The sequence below is a fragment of the Streptomyces purpureus genome (assembly GCF_014648195.1).
Classification (GTDB): Bacteria; Actinomycetota; Actinomycetes; order Streptomycetales; family Streptomycetaceae; genus Streptomyces; species Streptomyces purpureus.
Window position 1 is genome coordinate 251,313 of record NZ_BMQQ01000004.1, and the last position, 13,805, is coordinate 265,117.

At 70.3% G+C, this 13,805-nt stretch carries 13 protein-coding genes; 5 read left to right on the forward strand and 8 right to left on the reverse strand.

What is annotated here, in order from left to right:
* Positions 1–480, forward strand: a 480-nt coding sequence (locus IEZ01_RS34745) for a PH domain-containing protein (protein WP_229832784.1), incomplete at its 5' end; no start/stop codon positions are given.
* 86 nt (positions 481–566) lie between these two features.
* Here the strand turns inward: IEZ01_RS34745 and pgl are convergent.
* From pgl to tkt, 5 genes are read right to left on the reverse strand one after another with little or no spacing between them, the layout of a single operon-like run.
* Positions 567–1,349: a 6-phosphogluconolactonase gene (gene pgl / locus IEZ01_RS08230; protein ID WP_019885337.1), complete on the reverse strand. Its 783-nt coding sequence runs from the start codon at positions 1,347–1,349 to the stop codon at positions 567–569.
* A complete protein-coding gene (gene opcA / locus IEZ01_RS08235) occupies positions 1,346–2,368 on the reverse strand; it encodes a glucose-6-phosphate dehydrogenase assembly protein OpcA (RefSeq protein ID WP_019885336.1) in 1,023 nt (340 codons plus the stop codon). The genes pgl and opcA overlap by 4 nt, the downstream gene beginning before the upstream one ends.
* The gene (zwf, locus tag IEZ01_RS08240) at positions 2,365–3,897 is read right to left on the reverse strand and encodes a glucose-6-phosphate dehydrogenase (RefSeq protein WP_019885335.1); all 1,533 of its coding nucleotides are present in this window, start codon (positions 3,895–3,897) and stop codon (positions 2,365–2,367) included. Before zwf ends, opcA begins: the two co-directional genes overlap by 4 nt.
* 4 nt (positions 3,898–3,901) lie before the next feature.
* Entirely contained in the window at positions 3,902–5,029 is a 1,128-nt protein-coding gene (gene tal / locus IEZ01_RS08245) for a transaldolase (RefSeq protein WP_019885334.1), read from the reverse strand.
* Positions 5,030–5,066: 37 nt separating this feature from the next.
* Positions 5,067–7,154, reverse strand: coding sequence for a transketolase (gene tkt / locus IEZ01_RS08250; RefSeq protein ID WP_189200723.1), 2,088 nt, complete (start codon positions 7,152–7,154; stop codon positions 5,067–5,069).
* Between the two features lie 368 nt (positions 7,155–7,522).
* On the opposite strand from tkt, the gene IEZ01_RS08255 reads away from it, so the two are divergent.
* The 3 genes from IEZ01_RS08255 to IEZ01_RS08265 all read left to right on the forward strand — a co-directional run bounded on the left by IEZ01_RS08255 (position 7,523) and on the right by IEZ01_RS08265 (position 10,111).
* A complete protein-coding gene (locus tag IEZ01_RS08255; protein ID WP_028797397.1) occupies positions 7,523–8,470 on the forward strand; it encodes a heme o synthase in 948 nt (315 codons plus the stop codon).
* Between the two features lie 106 nt (positions 8,471–8,576).
* The gene (locus IEZ01_RS08260) at positions 8,577–8,948 is read left to right on the forward strand and encodes a hypothetical protein (RefSeq protein WP_189200725.1); all 372 of its coding nucleotides are present in this window, start codon (positions 8,577–8,579) and stop codon (positions 8,946–8,948) included.
* A gap of 68 nt (positions 8,949–9,016) precedes the next feature.
* On the forward strand, positions 9,017–10,111 hold the full coding sequence (locus IEZ01_RS08265) for an amidohydrolase family protein (RefSeq protein WP_189200727.1): 1,095 nt from the start codon (positions 9,017–9,019) through the stop codon (positions 10,109–10,111).
* A gap of 103 nt (positions 10,112–10,214) precedes the next feature.
* On the opposite strand, the gene IEZ01_RS08270 is transcribed toward IEZ01_RS08265, so the two are convergent.
* The 3 genes from IEZ01_RS08270 to IEZ01_RS08280 form a co-directional block, all read right to left on the reverse strand.
* Complete coding sequence (locus IEZ01_RS08270) at positions 10,215–11,174, reverse strand: COX15/CtaA family protein (RefSeq protein WP_189200729.1); 960 nt, start codon at positions 11,172–11,174, stop codon at positions 10,215–10,217.
* 94 nt (positions 11,175–11,268) lie between these two features.
* Positions 11,269–12,036 (reverse strand): ABC transporter permease, encoded by a 768-nt coding sequence (locus tag IEZ01_RS08275; protein ID WP_189200731.1) that lies wholly within the window; start codon positions 12,034–12,036, stop codon positions 11,269–11,271.
* Positions 12,033–12,959: an ABC transporter ATP-binding protein gene (locus tag IEZ01_RS08280; protein WP_019885327.1), complete on the reverse strand. Its 927-nt coding sequence runs from the start codon at positions 12,957–12,959 to the stop codon at positions 12,033–12,035. Before IEZ01_RS08280 ends, IEZ01_RS08275 begins: the two co-directional genes overlap by 4 nt.
* Before the next feature lie 528 nt (positions 12,960–13,487).
* Between IEZ01_RS08280 and IEZ01_RS36000 the strand changes: the two genes are divergently transcribed.
* Positions 13,488–13,805 (forward strand): malectin domain-containing carbohydrate-binding protein, encoded by a 318-nt coding sequence (locus IEZ01_RS36000; protein ID WP_229832786.1) that lies wholly within the window; start codon positions 13,488–13,490, stop codon positions 13,803–13,805.

Here is a 13,805-nt window from a genome sequence, read left to right on the forward strand (position 1 = left end):
ACCGCCACCCCGCTCACCCCCCACCCCCGCGCCGCCCGCTCCCGCCGCCTGCGCCGCGCCCTCGCCGCCGCCCTGCTCCCCGCCGCCACCCTCGCCGTCCTCGGCACGGTCCTCGACACCACCGGCCTCCACATCGCCGCGGCCCTGAGCGCCCTCCTCCTGACCCCGCCGGCCGTCCTGCTCGCCCTCGACGCCTACCGCAACCTCGGCCACGCCACCACCGACGCCTACCTGATCACCCGCTCCGGCACCGTCCGCCGCACCACGGTCGCCCTGCAACGCGGCGGCGTCATCGGCTGGACCATCCGCCAGTCCCTCTTCCAGCGCCGCGCGCACCTCCTCAGCGTCACCGCCACCACGGCCGCCGGAGAAGGCGCCTACACCGTCCACGACGCCGACGAGACCGAAGGCCTCACCTTCGCCGCCACCGCCGTCCCCGGCCTCCTCGAACCCTTCCTGGAACGCCGACAACGCACATAACGCCGACCGAGCAGCAGGCAGGGCATACGACGAAGGCCCGGCCCACCTCCAGGTGGACCGGGCCTTCGCAAACGCCACGACAGCGATCAGGCGGACGCCGGCGGATACAGATCCCGCGGCAGCAGCGAAGCCGCCGCCGCGTCCAGCAGCCACAGCGTGCGGGAGCGGCCCACCGCACCCGCCGCAGGAGCCTGCACCGGACCCGCGCCCGACAAGGCCAGCAGGGCCGCCTTCGCCTTGTCCTCGCCCGCCGCGAGCAGCCACACCTCACGCGCCGCCCGGATCGCCGGGAACGTCAGCGAGATCCGCGTCGGCGGCGGCTTCGGCGCGCCGTGCACACCCACCACCGTCCGCTCGGTCTCACGAACCGCCGGCAACTCCGGGAACAGCGACGCCACATGCGTGTCCGGTCCGACCCCCAGCATCAGGACGTCGAACGTCGGCACCGGCCCATGGTCCTCAGGACCGGCCGCCGCCGCCAGCTCCTCCGCGTACGCCGCCGCGGCCGCGTCGGCGTCGGAACCGTACGGACCGTCCGAGGCGGGCATCGCGTGCACCCGCGCCGGATCCAGCGGAACACTGTCCAGCAGCGCCTCACGGGCCTGCGTGACATTACGCTCCGGATCGCCCTCGGGCAGGAACCGCTCGTCGCCCCACCACAGATCGAGCCGCGACCAGTCCACCGCGTCCCGCGCCGGAGCCGAACGCAGCGCCGCCAGCAGACCGTTGCCGTTACGGCCACCGGTCAGCACCACCGACGCCGAACCACGGGCCGCCTGCGCGTCCACGATCCGGGTGATCAGCCGCGCGGCCGCGGCCTGAGCCATCAGCTCCTTGTCGTGGTGCACGACGAGCTGCGGAGCACTCACTTCCCCGCCGCCTTCTTCGCCGGCGCCTTCTTCGGCGCGGGCGCCTCGGCCGCCGGCTCCGCCACGGGAGCAGGATCGGGCTCGACGTCGGAGTGCGCACCCAGCCGGTCCACGCCGTACCGCAGCGCCGACGCGTACGTGTCGTCCGGATCCAGCCGCCGCAGCTCCTCCGCGATCAGCTCCGCCGTCTCACGCCGCTTGAGCGCCACCGCCCGGTCCGGCTGACCCTGGATCGACAGCGTCGCCAGCGAACCGTCCGCCCGGTCGAGCACGATCGGCCCGCAACTGGACTCGAGCCTTACGGCCGTCAGACCCGGTCCCGTCGACAGCGACCGCCTGACCGGGATCTTCAGCCGGTCCGCCAGCCACATCGCGAGCAGCTCCACGCTCGGGTTGAACTCCTCGCCCTCCACCTCGGCCCCGGTGACCTCACAGTTCACCTGGTCCAGGGCGGCGGCCAGCATCGAACGCCACGGCGTGATCCGCGTCCAGGACAGATCCGTGTCACCCGGCGTGTACGCCTCGGCGCGCGCCGCCAGCTCCTGCACCGGCTGCTCACAGGCGTACGCGTCGGTCACCCGGCGCTGCGCCAGCGCACCCAGCGGGTCGTTGGCCGGGTCGCTCGGCGCGTTCACCGGCCACCACACCACCACCGGAGCATCCGGCAGCAGCAGCGGCAGCACCACCGACTGGGCGTGGTTGATGACCTCGCCGTACAGCCGCAGCACCACCGTCTCACCGGTGGACGCGTCCGCGCCCAGCCGCACCTCGGCGTCCAGCCGGGCCTTGGCCCGGTCACGCGCCGAACGCGCGGCCCGCTTGATGACCACCAGCGTCCGCGAAGGGTGCTCGCGGGACGCGTCGTTGGCGGCCCTCAGCGCGTCGTACGCGTTCTCCTCGTCGGTCACGATGACAAGGGTCAGCACCATGCCGACGGCCGGCGTGCCGATCGCCCGCCGCCCCAGCACCAGCGCCTTGTTGATCTTGCTGGACGTGGTGTCCGTCAGGTCGGTCTTCATGGCCGGCGCCAGCTCCGTCCGTCTCGTGCGAGCATTTCGTCCGCCTCGACCGGACCCCACGTGCCCGCCTGATACTGCGCGGGCTTGCCGTGCGCGTCCCAGTACTGCTCGATCGGGTCGAGGATCTTCCAGGACAGCTCGACCTCCTCGACCCGCGGGAAGAGGTTGGAGTCACCCAGCAGCACATCGAGGATGAGCCGCTCGTACGCCTCCGGGCTCGACTCGGTGAACGACTCGCCGTACGCGAAGTCCATCGAGACGTCCCGGACCTCCATCTGCGTGCCCGGCACCTTCGAACCGAACCGCAGCGTCACACCCTCGTCCGGCTGCACCCGGATCACCAGGGCGTTCTGCCCCAGCTCCTCGGTGGCCGTGTGGTCGAAGGGGGAGTGCGGCGCCCGCTGGAAGACCACCGCGATCTCGGTGACCCGCCGGCCGAGCCGCTTGCCGGTCCGCAGGTAGAACGGGACACCCGCCCAGCGGCGGTTGTCGATCTCCAGCTTGATCGCCGCGTAGGTGTCCGTCTTCGACTTGGGGTCGATGCCGTCCTCCTGCAGATAGCCGACGGCCTTCTCGCCGCCCTGCCATCCCGCCGCGTACTGCGCCCGCACCGTGCTGCTGCCCAGGTCCTTCGGCAGCTTCACCGCGCCCAGCACCTTCGTCTTCTCCGCCGCCAGCGCGTCCGCGTCGAAGGAGGCGGGCTCCTCCATCGCCGTCAGCGCCAGCAGCTGAAGGAGGTGGTTCTGGATGACGTCACGGGCCGCGCCGATACCGTCGTAGTAGCCCGCCCGGCCGCCGATGCCGATGTCCTCGGCCATCGTGATCTGCACATGGTCGACGTACGACCGGTTCCACAGCGGCTCGAAGAGCGTGTTGGCGAACCGGAGCGCCAGAATGTTCTGGACGGTCTCCTTGCCCAGGTAGTGGTCGATCCGGAAGACCTCGTTGGGCGGGAAGACCTCGTGGACGACCTCGTTCAGCTCCATGGCGGAGGTCAGGTCATGACCGAACGGCTTCTCGATGACCGCGCGCCGCCACGACCCGTTCTTCTGGTCGGCGAGCCCGTGCTTCTTCAGCTGCCGTACGACCTTGGGGAAGAACTTCGGCGGCACCGACAGGTAGAAGGCGAAATTGCCGCCCGTGCCCTGCGCCTTGTCCAACTCCTCGATCGTCGTCTTGAGCTGGTCGAAGGCGTCGTCGTCGTCGAAGTCGCCCTGGACGAAGCGCATCCCCTGGCTGAGCTGCTGCCACACCTCCTCCCGGAACGGCGTGCGCGCATGCTGCTTGACGGCGTCGTGGACCTCCTGCGCGAAGTCCTCGTCCTGCCACTCCCGGCGGGCGAAACCGATCAGCGCGAAGCCCGGCGGCAGCAGACCGCGGTTGGCCAGGTCGTACACCGCGGGCATCAGCTTTTTACGGGACAAATCGCCCGTGACGCCGAAAATCACCAGGCCCGACGGCCCCGCGATACGCGGGAGCCGTCGGTCTGCGGCGTCACGAAGCGGATTCGCTTCATGAACAGCGGTCAAGGTGTCACGCCTCCGAAGCTACGGACGGCGCAAGGCGCTTCAGCTCCGCCTCGGTCGACTCGAGCAGGTCGTTCCAGGACGCCTCGAACTTCTCGACGCCCTCGTCCTCCAGCAGCTGCACCACGTCGTCGTACGAGACACCGAGCTTCTCGATCGCGGCGAGCTCGCCACGCGACTGCTCGTACGTACCACGCACCGTGTCACCGGTGACCTCACCGTGGTGCGCGGTGGCCTCCAGCGTGCCCTCCGGCATCGTGTTCACCGTGCCCGGCGCCACCAGGTCCACCACGTACAGCGTGTCCTTGTACCGCGGGTCCTTCACACCCGTCGAAGCCCACAGCGGACGCTGCTTGTTGCCCTGCGCCTTGTCCAGCGCCGCCCACCGCTCCGACGAGAACACCTCCTCGTACGCCTCGTACGCCAGCCGGGCGTTGGCCAGCGCGGCCTTGCCCTTCAGCTCCTTGGCCTCGGCCGTACCCACCGCGTCCAGACGCTTGTCGATCTCCGAGTCCACCCGGGACACGAAGAACGACGCCACCGAATGAATCTTCGACAGATCCAGACCGCGCGACTTCGCCTTCTCCAGACCCGCCAGGTACGCGTCCATCACCGCGCGGTACCGCTCCAGCGAGAAGATCAGCGTCACATTCACGCTGATCCCCAGACCGATCACCTCGGTGATCGCCGGCAGACCCGCCTTCGTGGCCGGAATCTTGATCAGCGTGTTCGGCCGGTCCACCAGCCACGCCAGCTGCTTCGCCTCGGCGATCGTCGCCGTCGTGTCATGCGCCAGGCGCGGGTCCACCTCGATGGACACCCGCCCGTCCTGACCGTCCGTCGCGTCGAAGACCGGGCGCAGGATGTCGGCGGCGTCCCTCACGTCAGCCGTCGTGATCATGCGAATGGCCTCGTCCACCGTCACCTTGCGGGCAGCCAGGTCGGCGAGCTGCTGCTCGTACCCGTCACCCGACGAGATGGCCTTCTGGAAGATCGACGGATTCGTCGTGACACCCACGACATGCTGCTGATCGATCAGCTCCGCCAGGTTGCCCGACGTGATCCGCTTACGCGACAGGTCGTCCAGCCAGATCGCGACGCCTTCGTCGGAGAGGCGCTTGAGTGCGTCTGTCATGAGAGTTGCATCTCCATTAAGTCGTACGTATACGGCGTCAGCGCGCCGCGGCAGCCAGAGATTCCCGAGCGGCGGCCGCAACCGCGCCGGCCGTGAAGCCGAACTCACGGAACAGCACCTTCGCGTCCGCCGACGCACCGAAGTGCTCCAGCGACACGATGCGACCCGCGTCACCCACATACCGGTGCCAGGTCAGACCCACACCGGCCTCAACCGCCACCCGCGCCTTCACCGACGGCGGCAGCACACTGTCCTTGTAGGCCTGGTCCTGCTCCTCGAACCACTCCACCGAAGGCATCGACACCACACGCGTCGGCACACCGGCCGCCTGCAGCTGCTCCCGCGCCTCCACGGCCAGGTGCACCTCGGAACCCGTACCGATCAGCACCACCTCGGGCTGACCACCCTCGGCCTCGAACAGGACGTAACCACCCTTGGCCGCGTCCTCGTTCGGCGCGTACGTCGGCACACCCTGACGAGTGAGCGCCAGACCGTGCGGAGCGCCCTTGCCGAACACCTTCGTGTGACGCTTGAGGATTTCGCGCCACGCGATCGCCGTCTCGTTCGCGTCCGCCGGACGCACCACGTTCAGACCGGGAATCGCCCGCAGCGACGCCAGGTGCTCCACCGGCTGGTGCGTCGGACCGTCCTCGCCCAGACCGATCGAGTCATGCGTCCACACGTACGTCACCGGCAGGTGCATCAGCGCCGACAGCCGCACCGCGTTACGCATGTAGTCAGAGAAGACCAGGAACGTACCGCCGTAGATCCGCGTGTGACCGTGCAGCGCGATGCCGTTCATCTCCGCGGCCATCGAGTGCTCACGGATACCGAAGTGGATCGTCCGCCCGTACGGGTCGGCCTCCGGCAGCGGGTTGCCCTCCGGCAGGAACGACGAACCCTTGTCGATGGTCGTGTTGTTCGAACCCGCCAGGTCCGCCGAACCACCCCACAGCTCGGGAATGATCGCGCCCAGCGCCTGCAGCACCTTGCCCGACGCCGCACGGGTGGCCACACCCTTGCCCGCCTCGAACACCGGCAGCTGCTTCTCCCAGCCCTCCGGCAGCTCGTTGGCCTGGATACGGTCGAACTCTGCCGCCCGCTCCGCGTTGGCCGTACGCCACGCCGCCAGCGACTTCTCCCACTCGCCCCGCACCTCACGGCCACGGTCCAGCAGACCCCGCGTGTGTGCCAGAACCTCGTCGGAGACCTCGAAGGTCTGCTCCGGGTCGAAGCCCAGCACCCGCTTCGTCGCCGCGACCTCCTCGTCGCCCAGCGCCGAGCCGTGCGCGGCCTCGGTGTTCTGCGCGTTCGGCGCAGGCCAGGCGATGATCGAACGCATCGCGATGAACGACGGACGCTCGGTCTCCGCCTCCGCCGCCCGGATCGCCGTGTACAGCCCGGCCGGATCCAGGTCGCCGTTCTCCTGCGGCTCCACACGCTGGACATGCCAGCCGTAGGCCTCGTACCGCTTCAGCGTGTCCTCGGACACCGCCGTCTCGGTGTCGCCCTCGATCGAGATGTGGTTGTCGTCCCACAGCATGATCAGGTTGCCGAGCTTCTGGTGCCCGGCCATCGAGGACGCCTCCGCGGAGATGCCCTCCTGCAGACAGCCGTCACCGGCGATCACATAGATGTGGTGGTCGAACGGCGACTGGCCGGGCGCGGCGTCCGGATCGAACAGGCCACGCTCGTACCGGGCGGCCATCGCCATACCCACGGCGTTGGCGACACCCTGGCCCAGCGGACCCGTGGTCGTCTCCACACCGGCCGTGTGGCCGTACTCCGGATGACCCGGAGTCTTCGAACCCCAGGTACGGAACGCCTTGAGGTCGTCCAGCTCCAGCCCGAACCCGCCGAGGTACAGCTGGGTGTACAGCGTCAGGGACGAGTGGCCCGCGGACAGAACGAAACGGTCGCGTCCGACCCAGTCCGGATCGGCCGGGTCATGCCGCATCACCTTCTGGAAGAGGGTGTACGCGGCAGGCGCCAGGCTCATCGCCGTACCAGGATGGCCGTTGCCGACCTTCTGTACGGCGTCCGCGGCCAGGATGCGAGCGGTGTCCACGGCCCGCTGGTCCAAATCGGTCCACTCGAGCTCTGTGGTGGTCGGCTTGTTGCTCACCCTGAGTCAGGGCTCCTCTCCACATGTTCGAAACCCGGTGACTGAGGGCGCACCGGCGTTGTCGAGCCTACCCTTGCGTCAGCGCGCATCTTTTCGAGTGCAGGCCTTGGGAAAAAGAAGACACAGCCAGAGTGCGGGCGACTGTGTCACTTCGCCTCCCGGGTCACCCCCCGGACCACCCCCAGTCCTCCGGAAGGTCACCCCCAGTCGCCTCCCCGGCCGCCCCGCAGCGCCCACCCAACACGACCCGACCCCCGCGAAGATCGGCGTATGGGCAACGTCTAGAGTGGCGTGGTACGCGCAAGTATTTACCGGGCCTTCACACAGCGCCCGGGCAGCTTGCTGGGAATTCTCTGTCAGGGGTGTGCGTGACGGCCGTCGAGTCCCGACCCGCAGGGGTCGTCTTGACTCCCAGCCCGGGGGGCCATAGGCCATTCGGTGCCCGCGTCAAGGCATTCGTGGCGCTGACCAAGCCGCGAATCATCGAGCTGCTGCTCATCACCACCGTTCCGGTGATGTTCCTCGCCGAGCAAGGCGTGCCGAACCTCTGGCTGGTGCTCGCCACCTGCGTCGGCGGCTACCTCTCCGCCGGCGGCGCCAACGCGCTGAACATGTACATCGACCGGGACATCGACGCCCTGATGGACCGTACGTCCCAGCGCCCCCTGGTCACCGGCATGGTCTCGCCCCGCGAAGGCCTCGTCTTCGGCATCACCCTCGCCGTGGTCTCCACGCTCTGGTTCGGCCTGCTCGTCAACTGGCTCTCCGCCGCACTCTCGCTCGGCGCGCTCCTCTTCTACGTCGTCGTCTACACGATGATCCTCAAGCGCCGCACCGCCCAGAACATCGTCTGGGGCGGCATCGCCGGCTGCCTGCCCGTCCTCATCGGCTGGTCCGCCGTCACCAACTCGATGTCCTGGGCCGCCGTCATCCTCTTCATGGTCATCTTCTTCTGGACGCCGCCGCACTACTGGCCGCTGTCCATGAAGGTGAAGGAGGACTACGCCCGCGTCGGCGTCCCCATGCTCCCGGTCGTCGCCGGCAACAAGGTCGTCGCCCGCCAGATCGTCCTCTACAGCTGGGTCATGGTCGCCGTCTCCCTGCTGCTCCAGCCCCTCGGCTACACCGGCTGGTTCTACACCGCCGTCGCCCTGGCCACCGGCGGCTGGTGGCTCTGGGAGGCCCACGCCCTCCAGGCCCGCGCCAAGGCCGGCGCCACCGGCGCCAAGCTCAAGGAGATGCGGCTCTTCCACTGGTCCATCACCTACGTCTCGCTGCTCTTCGTCGCGGTCGCGGTGGACCCCTTCCTCCGCTAGCCGCACGCAGTTCCCCCGAGATTTCCCCCGCACGGGCGGGTCACGTGGTCAAGGCCACGTGACCCGCCCGTCGCCAGTCGATCTACCCGTCGGTAGCATCCTGCTCATGGCAGACACCAAGCAGGCGGAAGACCAGGCGGCGGACACCCGGCAGGCGGCGCGCGCCGAGCGCACGGCGGCCAGGCTCGCCAAGCGGATCACCACGTTCTCCAAGAAGCACGGCGGCGCCGAAGGCCAGCTCGCCTACATCGGCCAGACGGGCACCCGCATCGTCCTCGTCGGCGAGGACGGCGGCTGGGGCGACGTCGTGGCCCCCACCCACACCATCGCGCGCAGCGCCGCCGAGAAGGCCGGCCTCACCCTCCACGACACCTTCGACGGCGACCTCGCCGCCAAGGTCGTCACCGGCCCGTACGAGTGGACGCGCATGGCCGGCATCCAGATCGGCGGCCCCGCGAACCCGACCGCCGGCAACTGAGGCAACACCTCACACGGGGCTCACCCGTTAGGACGGGTGGAAGCGCGTCCATCGCAGGGAGCCCCCGAATGATCGACACCCCGACCCTGGTGGACCAGTACTGCCACGGGGTGCTCCGTACGGAGCTCGGCCTCGGCACCTTCGAGGCACACCTCGGCAGGACCGCCGGGCCACCCGCGCCCGGCACCACCTTCTTCGACACCCAGACCGGGTTCGCCGTACGACGCTGGTGCCCACCCCTGCTCGGCCTCGAACCCCACTGCCCGCCCGCCCGCTACCTGGCCCGACGACGAGAACTCGGCGTCATCGAATCAGGACGCCGGCTGCTGCGGGCGAGCGGCATCTCCACCTACCTGGTCGACACCGGACTCCCCGGCGACCTGACCCCACCCGCCGAGATCGCCGCGACCGGCGCCGCCGAGGCCCACGAGATCGTCCGCCTCGAACTCCTCGCCGAACAGGTCGCCGACACCTCCGGCACCGTCGACGCGCTCCTCGCCAACCTCGCCGAAGCCGTCCACGGCGCCGCCGCCTCCGCCGTCGCCTTCATCTCCGTCGCCGCCCTGCGCTGCGGCCTCTCCCTCGCCCCCGAACCCCCCGGCCCGGGCGAAGTACGCGGCGCCGCCTCCCGCTGGCTCACCCGCCGCCCCGTCGGCGGCCGGCTCACCGACCCCGTACTCCTACGGCACCTGCTGTGGATCGCCATCTCCTCGGGCCGGCCGCTCCAGCTCCACGTCGGCATCGAAGACCCCACGCAACTGGGCGAATTCGCCGCCGCCACCAGCGGCCTCGGCACCGAACTGATCCTCCTGCACGGCTACCCCCACCACCGCCAGGCCGCCCACCTCACCAGCGTCTTCCCCCACGTGTACGCGGACCTGGGCCCCGTCCTCGTCCAGACCGGGCCACGGGCGGCCGCGATCCTCGCCGAGATCCTGGAGCTGGCCCCCTTCGGCAAACTGCTCTTCTCCAGCGGCGCCCACGGCCTGCCCGAGCTCCATGTGGTGGCGGCGAGCAGCTTCCGGGAAGCACTCAGCCGGGTCCTCGCGGAATGGACGGGCGGGGGAGCGTGGTCACGTACGGACGCACAGCGGGTGGCGGGGATGATCGCGGCGGGCAACGCCCGGCGGGTGTACGGCCTGGCGGCGGGCGACGGCCGATGACGGACACCCGATGACGGACGACGGATGACGGGTGACAGATGTGGTCATCCGTCACCCGTCATCGGTCAGCTGTGATCCGCCGTCCGCCGTCCGTCATCCGCCGTCACGCGTTGGTCAGCGCCGCGTCCGTCTGTGCCGGGATCTCCGCCTTCTCGACCGGCCGCTCCCGCAGGCTCAGCGCCAGCCGCAGCACCGCGATCCACATCAGCGAGGAGCCGAGCATGTGGAGGCCGACGAGGACCTCGGGGACCGAGGTGAAGTACTGGACGTAGCCGATGCCGCCCTGGAGCAGTACGACGATCAGCAGGTCGCGGGCGCGCGCCCGGGTGTCGTTCGGGGCGTCCACGACCCGGAGCACCAGCCACATCGCCACGGCCAGGGCGCACACCACCCAGGCGGCGATGGCGTGCACATGGGCGGCGACGGTCCAGTCCCAGGGCATGCGCGGGACGTCGCTGCTGTCACCGGCGTGCTTGCCGGAGCCGGTCACGGAGGTGCCGAGGACGATCAGGAGCGCGGAGACGCCGGTGATCGCCCAGGACAGCTTCCGGACCGGACCCGGGACCCGCGGCCGGGGCGCGGTGTCGCCCTCGTGGGCGCGGTGCCAGGTGAGGACGGCCGCGGTGAGCAGGGCGTTGGCAGCGATGAAGTGGGCGGCAACGGTCCAGGGGTTGAGCGCGAGCCGGACGGTGATGCCGCCGAGGACGGCGTTGAACACGACGAGCCAGAACTGGAGCCAGCCGAGCCGGGTCAGTCCGCGCCGCCACGGTTTGGTGGAGCGTGCCGCGACGATCGCCCAGCCGACGGCGGCCGACAGGACGTACGTCAGCATGCGGTTGCCGAACTCGATCGCCCCGTGGAGCCCCTGTTCGGGGGTGGCGAAGAGGCTGTCGTCCGTGCACTTGGGCCACGTGTCGCAGCCGAGGCCGGAGCCGGTGAGCCGGACCGCGCCGCCGGTGACGATGATGACGACGGTCATCACGACGGGGGCGAGCGCGGCACGCCGGAGCGTGCGGGGGCTGGGCGTCCAGCGTCGGGCGATGTGGGCGAGGGGGGTCAACACGGCCACTATCGTAGGCGCACGCTTGTGCGCGTTTTCACGAGGGGTCCATTTCGTATGATCCCGTGTCACCGCGCGGGCTTCCCACCCCCCTGGGTCACTCCCAGCGGAACAGTTTCGCCGCCGCGCCCAGCCCCGCCGCCGCCCAGAGGGCGAGGATGCCGAGCTCGGCCCACGGCATCGCCGCCCCGTCCTGGAGGACGTCGCGCAGGCCACCCGAGAGGGCGGAGATCGGCAGCAGTTCGAGCAGACCGCGGGCGGCGTCCGGGAACTTGTCCAGCGGCACCACCACACCGCCGCCGACCAGCAGCAGCAGGAAGACCAGGTTCGCGGCGGCCAGTGTCGCCTCCGCCTTCAGCGTGCCCGCCATGAGCAGTCCGAGGCCGGAGAACGCGGCCGTGCCGAGGACGATCAGCAGCAGCACCGGCAGCGGGCCGCCCTGCGGTGACCAGCCGAGGCCGAGCGCGATCGCCGTGAGCAGCGCGATCTGCAGCACTTCGGTGACCAGCACGGCGAGCGTCTTCGCCGTCATCAGCGCCCAGCGGGGCAGCGGCGAGGCGGCGAGCCGCTTGAGGACCCCGTACCGCCGCTCGAAACCGGTGGCGATGGCCTGGCCGGTGAAGGCGGTGGACATCACGGCCAGCGCCAGCACACCGGGCGCCAGGAAGTCCACCGGCCGCCCGTCGCCCGTGTCCACGATGTCGACGGTGGAGAAGAGGACGAGCAGCAGCGAGGGGATGACGACGGTCAGCAGCAGCTGTTCGCCGTTGCGCAGCAGCATCTTCGTCTCGAAGAGGGCCTGCGCGGCGATCATCCGGCCGACGGGGGCGGCGCCGGGGCGCGGGGTGTACGTTCCGGCGCTCATGCGCGCAGCTCCTTGCCGGTCAGCCCGAGGAAGACGTCTTCGAGGGAGTGCCGCTCCACGGAGATGCCGTCGGGCATCACGCCGTGCTGGGCGCACCAGCTGGTGACGGTGGCGAGCAGCTGCGGGTCGACGGTGCCGCTGATCCGGTACGCGCCCGGGGTCAGCTCGGCCGCGGCGGTGCCGTCGGGGAGCGCTTTGAGTAGGGAGCCCATGTCGAGGCCGGGGCGGCCGGTGAAGCGCAGGGTGTTCTCCGCGCCGCCGCGGCACAGCTCCTCGGGGGAGCCCTGGGCGACGACCTTGCCCGCGTCGACGATGGCGACGTCGTCCGCGAGCTCCTCGGCTTCGTCCATGAAGTGCGTGGTCAGCACGGTGGAGACGCCGTCGGCGCGCAGTTCGCGTACGAGGTCCCAGGTGGAGCGGCGGGCCTGCGGGTCGAGGCCGGCGGTGGGTTCGTCGAGGAAGACCAGTTCGGGACGGCCGACCACGGCCATGGCGAGCGCGAGGCGCTGCTGCTGGCCGCCGGAGAGCCGGCGGTAGGTGGTGCGGCCGCAGGAGCCGAGGCCGAGGCGCTCGATCAGGGCGTCGACGTCGAGCGGGTCGGCGTGGAGCTTGGCCATGTGGCGCAGCATCTCCTCGGCGCGGGCGCCGGAGTAGACCCCGCCGGACTGGAGCATCACGCCTATCCGGGGCCGCAGCCGGGCGGCGTCGGCGACCGGGTCGAGCCCGAGGACGCGGACGGTGCCCGCGTCGGGGCGCCGGTAGCCCTCGCAGGTCTCCACGGTGGTGGTCTTGCCGGCGCCGTTGGGGCCGAGGACGGCGGTGACCGTGCCGGCCCGGACATCGAGGTCGAGGCCGTCGACGGCGGTCTTGGATCCGTACCGCTTGACCAGGCCCCTGACCTGGACGACGGACTCGTTCTTCATGCGGGGAAGTCTAAGGAGCCCCGGCGGGCCGCCGGGCGGCGGGGGAGAACCCGGGGGCTCAAGGGGCGGGAATGGCCTGAACTGGCACGTGAGGCACCTTCACATGGACCTGTCAAACCTTTCACGGTCAGGTGACGGTACGTGCCCATCGGTGCACCTCTCGTGAGGGGGTCGTGGCCCTGCTCCCTCCGTCCCGAACCGAGCCCCCGACCGGAACCGAGCCCGCTTCAGACCCGGGCGCCCCAGAATCACCTTCGACACCAGGGGCCAGGCCCCCGGCACCGTGCTCACCGGCATGCTCCAGGTGACGTCGCGCAGCGGCCGCCAGCCGGTGATCGACATCCCGGTGAAGCTGGTCGTCCCGGCCTACCGGACGGCGATCGACGCCGGCGCCGCCACCGAGTCGGTGGACGCGCTCGGCGACACCTGGGGACCCGACCGCAAGCACGCGGCCGGCTCGTACGGACACCTGGGCACCACCAGCACGCTGTCCACCACCCGGCGATCACCGGCGCCGCCGACCCGACGATGTACCGCACGGCACGCCAGGGCATGTACGAGTACCGCTTCGACACCCTCCCCGAGGGCACGTACGAGGTCGAACCGGGCTTCGCCGAGCTCGCCGCCAGGCGTCCGACCGGCCGGGTCTTCGACGTGATGGCCGAGGGCACGCAATTCGTACCCAATCTGGACCTCGCCCTGGAGGCCGGCGTGCGTGTCGCGCACACCCGTTCCTTCACCGTGAAGGTCACCGACGGCCAGCTGAATCTGTGCTTCGTGGCCAACGCCGGAAAGACGCGGGTGAACTCGGTAAGGGTCACTCACAGGCCCGACCTGACCAGCTGA